17 protein-coding genes are annotated in these 16,914 nt (G+C 65.9%); 12 read left to right on the plus strand and 5 right to left on the minus strand.

Translation table 11 applies throughout. The features are described 5' to 3' along the window. Nucleotides 1-13 precede the first annotated feature (13 nt). Entirely contained in the window at nucleotides 14-1,447 is a 1,434-nt protein-coding gene (locus CEY08_RS24170) for an aminotransferase-like domain-containing protein (RefSeq protein ID WP_042796107.1), read from the plus strand. Here the strand turns inward: CEY08_RS24170 and CEY08_RS24175 are convergent. Then, the gene (locus tag CEY08_RS24175; RefSeq protein WP_042796106.1) at nucleotides 1,444-2,727 is read right to left on the minus strand and encodes a c-type cytochrome; all 1,284 of its coding nucleotides are present in this window, start codon (nucleotides 2,725-2,727) and stop codon (nucleotides 1,444-1,446) included. The two genes, CEY08_RS24170 and CEY08_RS24175, sit on opposite strands and share 4 nt — an antisense overlap. A gap of 12 nt (nucleotides 2,728-2,739) precedes the next feature. Then, entirely contained in the window at nucleotides 2,740-3,492 is a 753-nt protein-coding gene (locus CEY08_RS24180) for a c-type cytochrome (RefSeq protein WP_088607812.1), read from the minus strand. A 184-nt stretch (nucleotides 3,493-3,676) separates the two neighbouring features. On the opposite strand from CEY08_RS24180, the gene rapZ reads away from it, so the two are divergent. Continuing rightward, nucleotides 3,677-4,549, plus strand: a complete 873-nt coding sequence (gene rapZ / locus CEY08_RS24185; RefSeq protein WP_042797512.1) for an RNase adapter RapZ — start codon at nucleotides 3,677-3,679, stop codon at nucleotides 4,547-4,549. Further along, complete coding sequence (locus CEY08_RS24190; protein ID WP_063641416.1) at nucleotides 4,546-5,508, plus strand: septal ring lytic transglycosylase RlpA family protein; 963 nt, start codon at nucleotides 4,546-4,548, stop codon at nucleotides 5,506-5,508. The genes rapZ and CEY08_RS24190 overlap by 4 nt, the downstream gene beginning before the upstream one ends. A gap of 33 nt (nucleotides 5,509-5,541) precedes the next feature. On the opposite strand, the gene CEY08_RS24195 is transcribed toward CEY08_RS24190, so the two are convergent. Beyond that, nucleotides 5,542-6,126: a methylated-DNA--[protein]-cysteine S-methyltransferase gene (locus CEY08_RS24195; protein WP_042796102.1), complete on the minus strand. Its 585-nt coding sequence runs from the start codon at nucleotides 6,124-6,126 to the stop codon at nucleotides 5,542-5,544. Between the two features lie 3 nt (nucleotides 6,127-6,129). Beyond that, nucleotides 6,130-7,065 carry a 16S rRNA (cytidine(1402)-2'-O)-methyltransferase gene (gene rsmI / locus CEY08_RS24200; RefSeq protein WP_076816644.1) on the minus strand — a complete coding sequence of 312 codons (936 nt, stop codon included), beginning with the start codon at nucleotides 7,063-7,065 and terminating at the stop codon, nucleotides 6,130-6,132. 66 nt (nucleotides 7,066-7,131) lie between these two features. Here rsmI and CEY08_RS24205 point away from each other — a divergent pair, with 66 nt between their 5' ends. The 4 genes from CEY08_RS24205 (at nucleotide 7,132) to CEY08_RS24220 (ending at nucleotide 9,521) form a co-directional block, all read left to right on the plus strand. Next, the gene (locus CEY08_RS24205) at nucleotides 7,132-7,614 is read left to right on the plus strand and encodes a YraN family protein (RefSeq protein WP_076816646.1); all 483 of its coding nucleotides are present in this window, start codon (nucleotides 7,132-7,134) and stop codon (nucleotides 7,612-7,614) included. 85 nt (nucleotides 7,615-7,699) lie between these two features. After that, on the plus strand, nucleotides 7,700-8,293 hold the full coding sequence (locus tag CEY08_RS24210) for a phosphoheptose isomerase (protein WP_013396736.1): 594 nt from the start codon (nucleotides 7,700-7,702) through the stop codon (nucleotides 8,291-8,293). Beyond that, a complete protein-coding gene (locus CEY08_RS24215; protein ID WP_076816648.1) occupies nucleotides 8,290-9,030 on the plus strand; it encodes a BON domain-containing protein in 741 nt (246 codons plus the stop codon). Before CEY08_RS24210 ends, CEY08_RS24215 begins: the two co-directional genes overlap by 4 nt. Continuing rightward, complete coding sequence (locus CEY08_RS24220; protein ID WP_042796098.1) at nucleotides 9,027-9,521, plus strand: peroxiredoxin family protein; 495 nt, start codon at nucleotides 9,027-9,029, stop codon at nucleotides 9,519-9,521. The genes CEY08_RS24215 and CEY08_RS24220 overlap by 4 nt, the downstream gene beginning before the upstream one ends. 136 nt (nucleotides 9,522-9,657) lie before the next feature. Here CEY08_RS24220 and CEY08_RS24225 read toward each other — a convergent pair whose 3' ends face one another. Further along, entirely contained in the window at nucleotides 9,658-10,446 is a 789-nt protein-coding gene (locus tag CEY08_RS24225; RefSeq protein WP_042796097.1) for a MetQ/NlpA family ABC transporter substrate-binding protein, read from the minus strand. A gap of 265 nt (nucleotides 10,447-10,711) precedes the next feature. Between CEY08_RS24225 and argB the strand changes: the two genes are divergently transcribed. The 5 genes from argB to CEY08_RS24250 all read left to right on the plus strand — a co-directional run bounded on the left by argB (nucleotide 10,712) and on the right by CEY08_RS24250 (nucleotide 16,032). Continuing rightward, complete coding sequence (argB, locus tag CEY08_RS24230; protein WP_042796096.1) at nucleotides 10,712-11,614, plus strand: acetylglutamate kinase; 903 nt, start codon at nucleotides 10,712-10,714, stop codon at nucleotides 11,612-11,614. Between the two features lie 166 nt (nucleotides 11,615-11,780). Continuing rightward, entirely contained in the window at nucleotides 11,781-12,527 is a 747-nt protein-coding gene (locus CEY08_RS24235; protein WP_042796095.1) for a pyrimidine 5'-nucleotidase, read from the plus strand. A gap of 56 nt (nucleotides 12,528-12,583) precedes the next feature. Continuing rightward, on the plus strand, nucleotides 12,584-13,159 hold the full coding sequence (gene slmA / locus CEY08_RS24240) for a nucleoid occlusion factor SlmA (protein WP_076816650.1): 576 nt from the start codon (nucleotides 12,584-12,586) through the stop codon (nucleotides 13,157-13,159). Between the two features lie 314 nt (nucleotides 13,160-13,473). Continuing rightward, a complete protein-coding gene (locus tag CEY08_RS24245) occupies nucleotides 13,474-14,967 on the plus strand; it encodes a DASS family sodium-coupled anion symporter (protein WP_042796092.1) in 1,494 nt (497 codons plus the stop codon). A 12-nt stretch (nucleotides 14,968-14,979) separates the two neighbouring features. Continuing rightward, nucleotides 14,980-16,032: an Ldh family oxidoreductase gene (locus tag CEY08_RS24250; RefSeq protein ID WP_042796091.1), complete on the plus strand. Its 1,053-nt coding sequence runs from the start codon at nucleotides 14,980-14,982 to the stop codon at nucleotides 16,030-16,032. Nucleotides 16,033-16,914: the final 882 nt, after the last annotated feature.

Consider the following 16,914-nt stretch of genomic DNA (forward strand, 5'->3'; position numbering starts at 1 on the left):
GCCCGGCGGCACCTTGAGCCTGTATGAAACCCTGGCCGCCGAGATCGCCAAGTCGATCCGCGACGGCGTGCTGCGCGCAGGCGACAAACTCCCTTCGGTGCGGGATGCGTGCGCCGCGCGCGGGCTCAGCCCGTCGACGGTGTTCCAGGCCTATTACCTGCTGGAAGCGCGCGGCCTGATCCGCGCGCAGCCGCGTTCCGGCTACTACGTCAACACGCCGGCAGCTTCCCTGCCTCCGGAGCCCGGCGCGTCCAGCCCGGACGGCGAATCGACCGAGCTGGCAATCAGCGAACGCATCTTCGATATCCTCGGCTCGGTGCGCAACCGTGACGTGACACCGCTGGGCTCCGCCTTCCCCTCCCCGCTGCTATTCCCGTTGCCGCGATTGGCCCAGGCCATGGCCGCGCACCTCAAGCGCCAAGACCCGCTGGACACCGTGGAAGACCTGGCGCCGGGTAATCCCGGCCTGCGCCGCCAGATTGCGCTGCGCTACCTGATTGGCGGAATCAATGTCCCGGCCAGCGACATCGTCGTCACCAATGGTGCGCTGGAAGCTCTGAACCTTTGCCTGCAAGCGGTCACGCAGCCCGGCGATACGGTCATGGTCGAGGCCCCCACTTTCTATGGCGCGCTGCAGGCGCTCGAACGCCACGGCCTGAAGGCGCTTGAAGTGCCCACCCATCCACGCACCGGCATCGACCTGGACGCGATGGAAGCCGCCATCGAGCGCCATGCGCCCAAGGCTTGCTGGCTGATGACGCAATTCCAGAATCCACTGGGCACTCTGATGCCCGACGAAAAGAAGCGGCAGCTGGTGCAATTGCTTGCGCGCCACTCGATCCCGCTGATCGAGGACGACGTGTACGGCGAGCTGTACTTCGGGACCGCGCGGCCCGTGCCGGCAAAGGCCCATGACACACAGGGATTGGTGTTGCATTGCTCGTCATTTTCGAAGTGCCTGGCGCCGGGCTACCGCATCGGCTGGGCCTCGGCCGGCCGCTACACGCAACGCGTGCAGCGCCTGAAGCTGGCGTCGACGCTGTCGGCGTCCGGCCCCGCCCAGGGCGCAATCGCCGAGTACCTGGAGCAAGGCGGCTATGACCGCCATCTGCGCCGCCTGCGCGAAACGCTGCAGACCCAGCAACAGCGCATGGCCGAGGCGATCGCCCAAGAGTTTCCAGCCGGCACCCGCTTGACGCGGCCGCAGGGCGGATTCTTTCTCTGGCTGGAACTGCCGGCCGCCGTGGATGCGCTGGCGCTGCACCGGGCGGCGCTGGCGCGCGGCATCAGCGTAGCGCCGGGACCGATTTTTTCGGCCAGCGGACAGTTCGGCAGCGCGCTGCGCCTGAACTACGGACACCCCTGGAACACCGCCACGCAAGCCGCCATCCGCGTGCTGGGCGAATTGGCGCGCGAGGCGTGCGCGCAGGCCTTGAAAGCGCGCTAGTTCAGCGTGGACGCGGCGCGAGCCCGCTTGACCTCCAACGCCGTCACTCCCCCAGCCTCATTGCCCCAGCTATTGCGGATGTAGGTGACCAGCATCGAGATATCGCTATCGTTCAGCAACTGGCCGAATGGCGGCATGCCATGGGGCCGCGGATTCGCCGCCGTGGCCGGGGCGTAGCCACCGTCCAGCACCATGCGGATGGCATTGACGGGCGATGGCGCCGTCACGGTCGGGTTGCCGGCAAGCGCGGGCCACGCCGTGCCGCTGCCTTCGCCCGCTGGCTGATGGCATTGCACGCATTGCTGCCGATAGATCTTGCCGCCCAGTTCCATGGCCGCCGGCGCGACGGCCGCGCGCGAGCGCTCCGTCGAGGCCGCCGTCGCGGGCAAGGACTTGATGTAGACGCCAATGGCCAGCGCATCCGCATCGGTGAGGTGCTGCGTGCTGCCCAGCACCACCTCTGCCATCGGCCCGCTGACGCTGGAATGCTTGGAAATACCGGTCTTGAGCAAGGCGGCGATGTCCTCGGCGGACCAACGCCCCATGCCGGTTTCGACATCATTGGTGAGTGGCGGCGCGTACCAGTCCAGCACCGGGATCACACCCCCGGCCAGCGTGTCGGCCGACCGCAGCGCCCCCAGGCTGTTGCGGGGCGTATGGCAAGCGGCGCAATGCCCCAGCCCTTCCACCAGATAGCGCCCGCGATTCCATTGCACGGATTTGCCCGCGTCCGCTTCCTGCACGCCCGGCTTGAAATACAGCGCGCGCCAGGCCGCCAGCAACGCCCGCTGGTCGTAGGGGAACTCCAGCTCGGGCGGCCGGTTGGGCTGGCTGATGGGCGCCACCGTGCGCAGATAGGCATACAGCGCGTCGGAATCGGCGCGGGTCACGCGTGTGTACTCCGTGTAGGGGAAGGCGGGATACAGCAGTGTGCCGTCGCGCGACTTGCCGTTGTGCAGCGCCTGCCAGAAATCATCGGCCGTCCACGCACCAATGCCGGTCTTCTCGTCGGGCGTGATGTTCGGGCCGTACACCGTGCCAAAAGGCGTGGGGATGGGCGTGCCGCCTGCCAACGTCTTGCCTCCCCGGCTGGTATGGCAGGCCATGCAGTTGCCCGCCAAGGCGAGATAGCGTCCGCGCTCGACCAGCGTCGCGGCGTCGGCCGCCGCTGCGGCGGGACCGGTGCTGGCATCGTCGCGCGTGCCCAGCCAATACAGCCCCCCAATGGCAGCGACGACAAGCAGCAACAGGACCGACAGGACTTTCTTCATGAGCGACATCCGTCCTCTCCCTTACCGTTGTGCCTGGCTGCCGCACTGGACGGGCAGGCGTATCGAATCCGCCGCTTGGGGCGCGTAGGGTTCGACGACGGGTTGCGAGGACAGCCATGCGGCCAATGCGCCGATATCCTCGGGAGTGAGTTTGTTGGAGATGTCCGCCATGCAGTCCGGTTCAGCCGCGCGGCGCAAGCCGTTTTTCCAGCTGCCGATCTGCGAGCCGATGTAGTCACGCGGCAAGCCCAGGAGGCCCGGGATGGCGGGCAGCACGCCGCCCAAGGCGGCGCCATGACAGGCGGCACAGGCGGGCAGGCCGCGCGCGGCGTCCCCATCCAGGGCCAGCTTGCGTCCGGCTTGCAGCGTGGCGGCGGAGACCTCCGCCCGCGTCGGCGGCGGATAGGGCACTTGCTGATCGGAGAAATAGGCGGCCATCTCGCGCAGATAGTCGTCGGGCAGGCCTGTCAGCAGGTGCGTCATCGGCCGGTACTGGCGCCGGTCGTCGCGGAAGTTGAGCAACTGGTGATACAGGTATTCCTGCGGCTTGCCGGCCAGGCGCGGATAGTAGCCATCGGCGCCCGCCCTGCCCTGCGCGCCATGACAGGCCGTACAGGCGGCCACGCGGGCTGCCATGGTGTCCGGGCGCAGGGTTTCAGGCGGCTGCTGGGCCTGTGCAGGCCTCGCCATAAAGACGGCGGCAGCGGCCCCGAGTACGGAAATTGCCCAAAAACGCGGCAGTGAAACACTACGAAAGGAAATGAAGGCTAACATCTAGGTCGAATTCCATTCCCCCGAAACGCATGACGGCGGGGCGCGTATGTGAATCTGTCGAGTATCCGGCCCCAAGCTTACGCCAGGGGGGCCGAACCGGTACAGGCGCAGATTGGCAGTTTACGGCCATATCAGATGTCATCCCGCCGGCATCGTCCTCGAAAAGCGTGCCACAATCATGTCCATGTTGAAAGTCGTCCTCGTCACCGGCATCTCAGGCTCAGGCAAGTCCGTCGCCCTGCGCATGCTTGAGGACGCCAGCTATACCTGTGTCGACAACCTGCCTGTGCGGTTCCTGACCGAGTTCATCGCGAACGCCCGGGATGACGGCATGGAGCGGGTTGCGGTCGCCATCGACGTCCGTTCCCCCGGGGAACTCGCCGAACTCCCCGATGTGGTCACCGCGCTGCGCGCCATGGGCACCAGCCTGCGCGTGGTCTTCCTGGACGCGAGCACGGCGACGCTGGTGCAGCGCTATTCCGAGTCTCGCCGCCGCCACCCATTGACCGACCGGCTGCAGCGCGGCGGCACGGCCCCGACACTGACCGAATGCATCGCGCTGGAACGCGAACTGCTCGCGCCGCTGCGCGAACAGGAACACGTCATCGACACCTCGGACCTGACGCCCGGCCAGTTGCGCGTCTGGATCCGCGACCTGATCAAGGCCGATCGCGCGCCGCTCGTGCTGACGTTCGAGTCCTTCGCCTACAAGCGCGGCGTGCCGCGCGATGCGGACCTGGTGTTCGACGTACGCTGCCTGCCCAACCCCTACTATGACCGCAACCTGCGGCCGCTGACCGGACGCGACGAGCCCGTGGCCGCCTGGCTGGCGGGCTTCGATCTGGTGGGGCAGATGATCGATGACATCGCCGGCTTCCTGAACCGCTGGCTGCCGCAATACACCCAAGACACCCGCAACTACCTCACGGTCGCCATCGGCTGCACCGGAGGCCAGCACCGTTCGGTCTACGTGGTCGAACAACTGGCGTTGCGGTTTTCCGACCACGACCCGCTGCTGGTGCGCCATCGCACCCAACTGCCCGACGAATCCGCATGACCCTGTCCCGCCCGACCCGCCTGTTCATGATGTTGCTGCTGGCCATAGCCGTGGCCGGCTGTTCCTCCACCGGCGGACGCAAGAAGGGCGGCGGGTACTACAAGGACGACGGGCCGGACGCGAACCCGCCTTCGAACCTGGACCAGGTGCCCGACGCGGTGCCGCGGATCGAACCCTATGCCAGCGGCGCGAACCGCCCGTACGTGGTCTTCGGCCAGCGCTATGTGCCAGACACCAGCGGCCAGCCTTACAAGAAACGCGGCATCGCCTCGTGGTACGGCAAGAAGTTCCACGGCAATTCCACGTCCATCGGCGAGTCCTACGACATGTACGCCATGACGGCCGCCCACACCACGCTGCCGCTGCCCAGCTATGCCCGCGTCACCAGCCTGGTCAACGGCAAGACGATCGTCGTGCGGGTGAACGACCGCGGTCCCTTCCACAGCGACCGCATCATGGACCTGTCCTACGTGGCGGCGTACAAGCTGGGCCTCATCGGGCCAGGCAGCGGCCAGGTAGTGGTGGAAGCCATACCGCAGGAGGAAATCCGGCGGCTTGCCTCGCAAGGGGCGCCCGCTGCAGCCGCGCCCGAACCCGTTTCGGCGACGGGTTCCACGCCCGTGGCGGCGCCGATCGCCGCCGTGCCCGTGGCGCTCGCGGCGGAACCCCTGCCGGGACCTGCGCCCGGTTCGGCGCCGGTGCGCCAACCTGCAGCGGCCGGCATCGGCAATGTCTACCTCCAGGTGGGCGCGTTCAGTCAATCCGCCAACGCGCAATCGCTGGTCAGCCGCATCAACACGCAGCTGGGCGCGGAAGGCGCGCCGCCTGCCTCGGTCGAACAATCCAACAATCTCTACCGGGTCAAGATCGGGCCCTACCCAGATCGGCAAAGCGCGCTGAACGCCGTGCCGATGGTGTCTGACCGCATTGGCATCCTGCCGAGCATCGCCTCGCAATAATCCCGGCCGGCCCAGGCCGGCCGCGACACCCGCCTACCAGGGCAGTTCCGCCTGCCCGTCGCAGACCCGGCGCGCGCTTGCGCTGCGGCTGCGGTAAAGGTTGCCTTCGTGCGCCAGCAGGGCCTGCTTGCGCGGCAGGCCGCCGCCAAAGCCGGTCAGCGAGGTGTCCGCGCCGATCACCCGGTGGCACGGAATGATGATGCTGATCGGATTACGCCCCACCGCCCCGCCAACCGCCTGGGCGCCCTTGGGCCGCCCGACGGTGCGCGCCAGATCGCCATAACTGGCCAGCACACCGAAGTCGAGATCGCACAAGGCATGCCAGACCTGGTGCTGGAATGTCGTGCCTACGGGGTCCAGCGGCACGTCGAAGACGCGGCGCTGGCCGGCGAACCATTCGTCCAGTTCGCGGCGCGCCTGTTCCAGGATGGGATCGGATTCCATGAGGATCCAGCCTTCGGCCGAAGGCAGCAGCTCCTGGTCGGTGAACCAGGCCCCGCGCAGTCCCTTCGGGCTGGCGACCAGGCGCATGTCGCCCAGCGGAGTGGGGATGTCGCGGTAGACCAGGCGTTCGTCGGGATCCGCGGGTTTGTTCGACACGACTGTGGAATACACCATGTCTTACTCCGCCGATTTCTTGCGGGACAGGGCCCGGTTGTACAACACGTCCCGCGGCAGGCCGGACACCTTGGCAGCCACCCGCGCAGCATCACGCAAGGACAAAGACTCCAACAGCGCATCCAGCAACGCATCGGTGCGCGGATCGGCTTCGTCGTCGGCCGCTTGCTCCTCGGGCGCATGCGCAATCAGCACGAATTCACCCTGCTCGCGGTGCGCGTCCGCGGCTAGCCATGCCGCGCCCTCGCCCATGGGAAACGTGGCGATCTCTTCAAAGCGCTTGGTCAGTTCACGCGCCACGGTCAGCAGGCGATCCGGGCCGCAGACGTCCAGCAGATCGGCCAGCGTGGCCGCCAACCGGTGCGGCGATTCGAACATTACGACGGGCGCGGGCAAGGCGCACCAGGTGCGCAGCCAGCGCTGGCGCGCCACAGCCTTGGGTGGCGGAAAGCCGGCGAAGGCAAAACCCGGGTTTTCGTCCGTGGTGACGCCGCTGCCCATCAGCGCGGCAATGACCGCGCTGGGCCCCGGTACTGGCACCACGCCGAAACCGGCAGCGCGCACGGCGCGCACAATGCGCGCGCCGGGATCGCTGACGGCGGGAGCGCCGGCATCGGACACCAGGGCCACGCGCTGCCCCTGCGCCAAACGTTCGCAGATGGCCTGGGCCGCGGCGGCTTCATTGTGGCGGTGGGCCGCCATGAGCGGCGTGCTCACGCCCCAGGCGTCCAGCAACGCCCGGCTGGCCCGCGTGTCTTCGGCTGCGATCACGTCGGCCCGCTGCAAGGCGTGCCAGGCGCGCAGCCCCAGGTCGCCCAGATTGCCGATCGGCGTAGCCACGACATACAGCGTCGAAGCGGGCCAATGCTGCCCCGCCACGCGTTCGGCAACGCGGGACCAGGCATCTCCGGCTGGGGGAGGTGAGACATTTTGATTCATTGCAACCTACTGACACGGAAAACCATGTCAGTGTAGCCGTCTATGCCCGCCCCCTCTGGAGCGCCCATGACGGATGACACTTTGCGCCTGGCCTGCGAGCTGGCCCTGGCGGCCCGCCGCCGCGCCGCCCGGCGCCGGCGCCGGTCCACGCGTGCCACGCCCGTGGACCGGCCTGCCCCGCAGCGCTCACCCACCCAGCGCAAAGGCGACCGCCACGAGGATGCCGCATTGCGGCTGCTGCTGGCGCAGGGGCTGATCCTGCTGGCGCGCAACCTGCACACCCGCGCGGGCGAGATCGACCTGGCGATGCGCGACGGCGACACCCTGGTGTTCGTCGAGGTCCGTTCCCGGGCCCCGACCCGCTATGGCGGCGCCGCGGCCAGCATCGGCCGGGACAAGCAGGCCAGGCTGGCCCGCGCCGCGGCATTCTGGCTGCCCGAGCTGGCCCGCCGCCACTGGCACGGCACACTGCCGGCAGCGCGTTTTGACGCGGTCGTGTTTGACGCCGGCGCTCCGGCGTGGCTGCGCGGCGCGTTCTGGCAGCCCTGACCCCCACCCGTACCCGTAACCGCAACCCCAACTGTCGTTACGCCTGGACAGAACCGCGCCATGGCCCCGTGAGATAATCGCGCCCATGGATATGACCTCTCGTATGACGTCGCACTTTCGCGACGCCATGGCTGCGTGCGAACAAAGCATGAACGTCCTGGCCGAGCCGTTGGCCGTGGCAGTGGACGTGCTTTTCGGCGCCCTGGCAAACAACGGCAAGATTCTGGCTTGCGGCAATGGCGGCTCGGCCGCCGACGCGCAGCATTTCATCGCCGAACTGGTAGGCCGCTTTGAACGCGAACGCCTGCCCCTGGCCGGCATCGCGCTCAACACCGATACCTCGATCCTCACCGCGGTGGGCAACGACTACGGGTTCGACGAGATCTACGAACGCCAGGTCAACGCCTTCGGCCAGGCTGGCGACGTGCTGGTGGCAATATCCACCAGCGGCAATTCCCCCAACGTAGTGCGCGCCATGGAAGCCGCCAGCGCCCGCGAAATGCACGTGCTTGCCCTGACGGGCAAGGGCGGCGGCGTCATGGGGGAACTCATTACGCCGATGGACGTCCATCTATGTGTTCCCAGCGATCGCACGATGCGCATCCAGGAAGTCCATATTCTGCTGCTGCACGCGCTGTGCGACGGCATTGACGCTCTTCTGCTTGGAGACACCGAATGATTTCTGACGTCCGTACCGCAGTCCGCCCGTTGATGCTTGCCGCGGCGCTATCCACCGCCGCGCTCTCGCTGTCGGCCTGCGCGCCCCTGATCGTGGGCGGCGCGGCCGCCACCACAGCCGTCGTCGTCACGGACCGCCGCACCTCCGGCGTCCAGCTCGAAGACCAGAACATGGCGTTCAAGGCGCAAAGCCAGATCTCGCAGAAGCTGGGCGACACGGCCCGCGTCAATGCCATGGCCTACGGCGGCCACCTGCTGTTGACCGGCGACGTACCCACCGAAGAAGCCAAGAACCAGGCTACTTCCATCGCCCAGGGCGTGGAAAACGTCAAGCAGGTCATCAACCAGCTGAACGTGGGCCCCATCGCCTCGTTCGGCACGCGCTCCAACGACACCTGGCTTACCTCCAAGGTCAAGACCGCCCTGCTGAATACCAAGTACGTGCCATCCGGCACCATTGCGGTCACGACCGATCACAGCGTCGTCTACCTGATGGGCAAGGTGACGCAGGCCGAAGGCGAATACGCCGCCAACGCGACCGCCGACGTCGGCGGCGTGGCCAAGGTGGTTAAACTGTTCGAGACGATCAGCCGCGAAGAAGCGATCCGGCTGTCCAACAGCGGTTCCAGTTCCACCACATCCACGGAAAGCAAAGCGCCCATCGAAAGCGGCGCCGGCGCTGCCAGCGATAACGCGTCCGGCACCAGCAACGGCGTAGAGGCCATGCCCATCAAATGAAAAAAGCCATCATCGCTCTGGCCGTCCTGGTGGCGGTCGGCATCGGCGCCTGGTTCGTCATGCGCCCTGTCCAGACCGCGCCCGACGTCACGTTCACCACGCTGGAAGGCAAGACCTTCTCCATGCAGGACCTGCGCGGCAAGGTCGTGCTGGTCAAGTTCTGGGCCACCAGCTGCGTGACCTGCGTGAAGCAGATGCCGGAAACCATCTCGGCCTATAACGAGTATGCCGCCAAGGGCTACGAGGCGGTGGCGGTCGCCATGAACTACGACCCGCCCAACTACGTGCTGAATTTCACCGAAACCCGCAAGCTGCCGTTCCCGGTCGCGCTGGACACCAAGGGCGACATCGCGCGCGCCTTCGGCGACATCCGCCTGACGCCCACCGCCTTCCTGATCGACAAGCAAGGGCGCATCATCAAACGCTATCTGGGCGAATACGATGTGGCGGAATTCCACGCCACCGTGGAAAAGGCCCTGGCCGCGGGCTGAGCCCACCCCGTGCCACGCAGACCGCCCTCATCAGGGCGGTTTTTTTTCGCCTGGACAGGGTGCCGCCCGCGCGTGCCCAAAAGAAAAACCGCCCGATCGACGGGCGGCTTCCTGATCAGGCCACGGCAGGCCGGGCTTAGAAGGCGGGAACCACGGCGCCCTTGTACTTGTCCTGGATGAACTTCTTCACCTCGGGGGTATGCAGGGCCTGGACAAGCTTCTTGATTCCCGGCGCGTCCTTGTTGTCCGTGCGGGTCACCAGGATGTTGGCGTACGGCGAATCCGAACCTTCGATGAACAGGGCGTCCTTGGTCGGGACCAGGCCAGCTTCCAGCGCGTAATTGGTGTTGATCAGCGCCAGATCGACGTCATCGAGCGAACGCGGCAGCATGGCGGCTTCCAGTTCGCGGAACTTCAGCTTCTTGGGGTTCTCGACCACGTCCGCGGCCGTGGCCAGGATGTTGGACGGGTCCTTCAGCTTGATCACGCCTTGCTTCTGCAGCAATACCAGTGCGCGGCCGCCGTTGGATGGATCGTTCGGGATAGCGACCGTGGCGCCATCCTTGAGCTCGGACAGATTCTTGATTTTCTTGGAATAGCCACCGAACGGCTCGACGTGCACCAGGGCCACCGGCACCAAGGTGGCCTTGCGGTCCTTGTTGAAGGAATCCAGATAGGGCTTGTGCTGGAAGAAGTTGGCGTCCAGCTGCTTGTCCGCCAGTTGCAGGTTGGGCTGTACGTAGTCGCTGAACACCTTGATGTCGAGCTCGACACCTTCCTTGGCCAGTTGCGGCTTCACCACTTCCAGGATCTCGGCATGGGGGACCTGGGTCGCGCCTACGACCACTTTTTCGGCATGGGCGGCGTTCGCCGCCACCAGGAAGGCCGACGCCACCAGGGCGGACCGGACAAAGTTCAAACGCATGTGTTGCCTCTTTTATGGGTAAAAAATTGGGGGCCGATGCCCTGCCGGTGTGGCTGCGCCCCCTTTTGCGGGGCGCGCCGTTGCGAAAACGCCCCCAATTTACCTGAATGCCGGTTATTTGTCGGGCATATCAACATGGGTTTAAAGCATAAGAAACCTGTGGGTACTACAATCCGTCGTATGCTTGCGCTACCGCGTTCCGAACGCGTTTTTGTGCAGGCATTTTTTCTAACCACTCATACGTATATTTGCCGACTTAGCTGCCATGACCGACACCCCCGACCCTGCTGCCGTTTCGTCTCCTGCTGTCAAAGCTGCTGTGCTGTCTGAAGCACTGCCGTATATCCGACGATTTCACGGCAAGACCATCGTGGTCAAGTACGGCGGCAACGCCATGACGGAAGAGCGTCTGCAGCGCAGCTTCGCGCACGACGTCGTGCTGCTGAAGCTGGTGGGTCTGAACCCGGTAGTGGTGCACGGCGGCGGTCCGCAGATCGACGACGCGCTGCGCCGCATCGGCAAACAGGGCACGTTCATCCAGGGCATGCGCGTCACCGACGCCGAGACCATGGAAGTGGTCGAATGGGTGCTGGGCGGCCAGGTCCAGCAGGACATCGTCATGATGATCAACGAGGTCGGCGGCAAGGCCGTGGGCCTGACCGGCAAGGACGGCGGACTTATCCAGGCCCAGAAGAAGCTGATGGCCAACAAGGACAACCCGTCCGAACCCATCGACATCGGCTTCGTCGGCGACATCACCATGGTCGAGCCGGCCGTGGTCAAGGCGCTGCAGGACGACCAGTTCATCCCCGTCATCTCCCCCATCGGCTATGGCGAAGACGGCACGGCCTACAACATCAACGCCGACGTCGTCGCCGGCAAGATGGCGGAAGTGCTGGGCGCCGAAAAACTGCTGATGCTGACCAACACCCCGGGCGTGCTGGACAAGAGCGGCAAGCTGCTGCGCAGCCTCTCGGCGCAAACCATCGACGAACTCTTCGCCGACGGCACGATCTCCGGCGGCATGCTGCCCAAGATCTCGTCCGCGCTGGACGCCGCCAAGAACGGCGTGAACTCGGTGCACATCGTCGATGGCCGCGTGCCGCACTGCCTGCTGCTGGAAATCCTGACCGACCAGGGCGTGGGCACGATGATCAGCTCGCACTGATGGGGTCCCCCCCCGCAGCGCTGCGCGCGTCCCCCCCGGGGGGGCGCCGCTGCGGACCGGCGGAGCCGGATCCGCGCGGCCCCGATCGGGAAGGTCTTGCCGCACCGGCGGCGGGGCGTGCTTCGGTCGGTTTATCGGGGATGGCCGGCGGCGCCATGGACAACTGATGCGAATCCATCGTCAATTGCTGCGGCCCGCGCTGCGGTTGCGCCGCTCCCGGCGAACGGCCGAAGGCGCTTCCGAGCGCCTGTGGCTGTTCGACCTGGACAATACGCTCCACGACACTTCGCACGCCATCTTCCCCAAGATCGACCACGGCATGACCATGGCCGTGGCCGAGGCGCTGAACGTCGACATCGACACGGCCAACCGCGTGCGCTCGCAGTACTGGAAGCGCTATGGCGCCACCATGATAGGCATGGTCCGGCATCACGGCGTGGATCCCCATGATTTTCTGCACCGCAGCCACGATTTCGACGTCGGCCCGCTGGTGCGCTCGGAAAGCGCCCTGGCCTATAAGCTCGCCCGGCTGCCCGGCCGCAAGGTGCTGCTGACCAACGCGCCGTTGCACTATGCCCGCGCCGTGCTCGCGCGACTTGGCATCCTGCGCCAGTTCGACAGCCTGTGGGCCATCGAACACATGCGTCTGCATGGCGAGTTCCGGCCCAAGCCTTCTCCCGCGCTGCTGCGGCATGTGCTGGCGCGCGAAGGCGTGGCGGCGCGCAACGCCGTGCTGGTGGAAGACACGCTGGCCAATCTGCGCGGCGCGCGCCAGGTGGGCCTGCGCACGGTCCACGTCTTTCACCCCGGCACGCCGTTTGCCCGCGGCCGTTCACAGCGGCCGGCTTACGTCGACTTGCGAGTAAACTCCGTCAGTGATTTGCTATTACGCCGACGCCCCTTGCGGGGGTAGCGGCGCGCTCCTCCCTCCCCCTTCACCGTCAAGCCTGCGCGAGAGCAGACCCTTCCATGGCGAGCAAAACCGGCGAGCGCAAGACCCAGATTCTGCAAACCCTGGCCGAAATGCTGGAGCAACCACACGCCTCCCGCATCACCACGGCCGCGCTTGCCGCGCGCCTGGAAGTCTCTGAGGCCGCGCTGTACCGCCACTTCGCCAGCAAGGCGCAGATGTTCGAAGGGCTAATCGAATTCATCGAAACCAGCATCTTCACGCTGGTGAATCAGATCGCCATCGCCGAACCCGAGGGCCTGTCCCAGGCCCACAAGACCGTGTCCATGCTGCTGACCTTCTCGGAATGCAACAAGGGCATGACGCGGGTGCTGACAGGCGACGCGCTGGTCACCGAAGACAACCGCCTGCAGGAACGCATCAACCACATCAACGACCGCATCGAGGCGTCGTTGAAGCAATCGCTGCGCATCGCGGTCACGGATGGCGGCCTCCCGCCGCAAGCCAATGTCGCGGCGCACGCCAGCCTGCTGACACATCTGGTGCTGGGCCGCTGGCTACGTTATGCGCAGAGCGGCTGGCGCGTCGCGCCTACCTTGCACCTGGACGAACAACTGCGCCTGGCCTTGGGTTGAGCTTGCTGTAACGGCCGATCGGCCTGATCTTGATTAGCATCGTGGCACGATCTAATTAATTTCGCTTCCAGCTTTTTTACGGTCGATTTGTATAACTTCATGCAACAATCTCCGCTTGCCGGCGCTGCGGGGCGACGAGCATAATGCCCGTCAGAGGTTTTCCACAAGCCCAAATCTCCACAGGCTTGATCAGTATCAATACGGGTTTTCCGCAATGCCGTCACGATCATGCTGTAGCGTCGACACACCGATTTGACCTATCCCGTTGCTCGCGGGGCGGTGTGTCGGCAGTTTGACCTCAACCGGAGATGGATATGACCGCGCAAGCCGCCGTCCCTGCCTCGCAAGCCCCAAAGAAAACCAAAATTCCCATCGGACTGGTCGCCGGCATCCTAGTGATGATCGGCGTGCTGATGATGCCGCTGCCTGCCGACCTGCCCGTCGCGGGCCATCGGATGCTCGCCATCCTCGCATTCGCAGTGGTGGTCTGGATTACCGAAGCCGTGTCCTACGAGGCCAGCGCGATCATGATCACGACGCTGATGGCCTTCCTGCTGGGCACGGCTCCGACAATCAAAGACCCGCAAGTGGTCTACGGCACGTCGGCCGCGATCAGCATGGCGCTGACCGGCTTCTCCAATTCGGCGCTGGCGCTGGTGACCGGCGCCTTGTTCATTGCCGCCGCCATGACCTTCACCGGGCTGGACCGGCGCATCGCGCTCGTGACCCTGGCCAAGGTAGGCACCAGCACGCGCCGCATCCTGATCGGATGTATCGCGGTGACCATCGTGCTGAGCCTGGTGGTGCCCAGCGCCACCGCCCGCAGCGCGGCCGTGGTGCCCATCATGATGGGCGTCATCGCGGCCTTCGGCGTGGACAAGCGCTCCAATATCGCCGCCGGCATCATGATCATCGTGGCGCAAGCCACCAGCATCTGGAACGTCGGCATCCAGACCGCCGCCGCGCAGAACCTGCTGACCGTGGGCTTCATGGAAAAAATGCTGGGCGAACGCGTGGCATGGTCGGACTGGCTGATCGCCGGCGCTCCCTGGTCGCTGATCATGTCGGCCGTGCTGATCGTCATCGTGCTCAAGCTGCTGCCGCCGGAAAGCGACAGCATCGCGGGAGGCAAAGAAGCCGTCGAGAAGTCGCTGCTTGAGCTGGGCCCCATGACAGGCGCGCAAAAGCGCCTGATGGCCGTGTCGCTCATGCTGCTGCTGTTCTGGTCGACCGAAGGCAAGCTGCACAAGTTCGACACCACTTCCACCACCTACTTCGGCCTGGTCCTGCTGCTGCTGCCGCGCTTTGGCGTGATGACCTGGAAAGACGTGCAGACGCGTATCCCATGGGGCACCGTGATCGTGTTCGGCGTCGGCATCAGCCTGGGCACCGCCCTGCTGACGACCCAAGCGGGACAGTGGCTGGGCAACCAGGTTGTGGCACACACCGGCCTGGACCATCTGGGTCCGCTGGCCATCTTCGCCATCCTCGCCGCCTTCCTTATCGTCATCCACCTGGGCTTCGCCAGCGCCACCGCGCTGACCTCGGCGATGCTGCCGATCCTGATCTCGGTGCTGGCCACGCTGCCGGGCGATTTCAGCCGGCTGGGCATGACCATGCTGCTGGGCTTCGTCGTCAGCTACGGCTTCATCCTGCCGATCAACGCACCGCAGAACATGGTCTGCCTGGGTACGGAAACCTTCAACGCCAAGCAGTTCGCCAAGGTCGGCATTATCGTCACCATCGTCGGCTACCTGCTGATGCTGCTGATGGGCATGACCTACTGGCGTTGGCTGGGCTGGCTGTAAGGAGATCGCGTCATGAAGATTTCGATCGCCCAAGCCAATGAATACGGCCGCCGCGTACTGATGGCCCAGGGCGTGCCCGAGGACATCGCCCGCGACGTGGCCGAACACCTGGTCGAGTCGGACCGGGTGGGCTATACCAGCCATGGATTGTCCATCCTCACCAACTACCGGCGTGTCCTGTCTGAAGGCCTGGCCCAGGCCGACGGCCGCCCCGAGCTGGTCAACGATCGCGGTGCGATGTTGGCCTACGACGGCCACCACGGTCTGGGCCAGTACGTCGGCAAGGTGGTCATCGAGAAGGCCATCGAGCGCACTCAGGAGCACGGCCAGTGCATCCTGACCCTGCGCCACAGCCACCACCTGGGCCGCATGGGCCACTACGGGGAAATGGTTGCCGCCAAGGGTCTGATCCTGCTGGCCTTCACCAACGTGATCAACCGCTCGCCGACCGTGGCGCCTTTCGGCGGCGCGCAGGCGTGCCTGACCACGAACCCGCTGTGCTTCGCCGGCCCGTTGCCGGGCGGACGCCCACCCTTCATCGTGGACATGGCCACCAGCTCCATCGCCGTCAACAAGGCGCGCGTGCTGGCGGCCAAAGGCGAGCAAGCGCCTGCGGGATCGCTGATCGACGCCCAGGGCAATCCCACCACCGATCCCAACGCGCTGTTCACCGACCCGCCCGGCGCCCTGCTGCCGTTCGGCGGCCACAAGGGTTACGCCCTGGGCCTGGTGGCCGAACTGCTGGCCGGCGTCCTGTCCGGCGGCGGCACGATCCAGCCCGAACACCCTCGCACGGGAGTAGCCACGAACAATATGTTCGCGCTGCTGCTGGATCCGCAAGTGGACTTCAATACGGATTGGCGGTCGATGGAGGTGGGCGCGTTCATCGATTACCTGCACGCCTGCAAGCCCCAACCCGGCGTCGAAGGCGTGCAGTACCCGGGCGAGTACGAAGCTCGTAATCGGGCGCTGAACGCGGATTCGCTGACGTTCGACAGCCGGATCTGGGACGGCTTGACCAAGCTGGCCGTCGACCTTGGGGTGCCTGAGGCGTTGCCTGCTTGAGGTTGTAGGCGGTTCTTGCGGGTAACGTTTGTTTGCTTGCTTTCGGGCGTCTTGGGTTCTTAAGACGCCCGTCGCATCGGCGGCCCGCCATGCGCGGGGCAACGATTGCGGTCCGGAGCCTTCGCTCCGGACTGCCCCATCCTCATCCTCGTCACCGCCTGGGGCGGTTCCTTCGGATTCCGTCGGGCTTATCGACGCCCCGCGCATGGCGGGCCGCCGACGCGACGGGCTCGTCCAACTGCAATTCGGCCTCAGCTGAGGCGAGCGGTGTGCTTGGCTTTCTAGCAACGGGTGGGGTATGGCGGTGGATCTTGCGGGGCTCGCCTCGGGCCGGCCGCCCGGGCGGCCTTCCGAGGCTTCCGCGGTGTCTTACGGTTGAGGATGACGCTGCGCGCGTGTGAGACACCCATCAGCGTTAACGCCTCAAGGGTGCTGCTCATCACCGAACGTCACCAGGCCGTTGATCATCACCGACCGCTAAGCCACGGTGCCGGATGGGTGGTGCGCGCGAGAAAATCCTCAAGCGCAAGCCGCTGCCTGCCGCGCACCACCCATCACCGCCCCACCCCAATGATGAGCGGCCACTAGCAAACCACGCTCCGCAAACGCGCAAGCGACCATCGCCACGACGCCCAAAACCACGTATGTAGCTTACGGCCGCCCGCGCGGCCGTAAGCTACGGGCAACGCAAGACTCGTCACCGATCACGGATCTAGCAGCGCAGCGACCCAAGACGTACGTAGCCCGTAGGCGCGGGCGGCGTGGCGGCTCGCAACCTCGATGCGCCCGACGGAATCCGAAGGAACCGCCGCAGGCGGTGACGAGGATGAGGACGGGGAAGTCCGGAGCGAACGCTCCGGACCGCAATCGTGGGCGCGAGCC

This window comes from Achromobacter insolitus (assembly GCF_002209555.1).
Classification (GTDB): domain Bacteria; phylum Pseudomonadota; class Gammaproteobacteria; order Burkholderiales; family Burkholderiaceae_B; genus Achromobacter; species Achromobacter insolitus.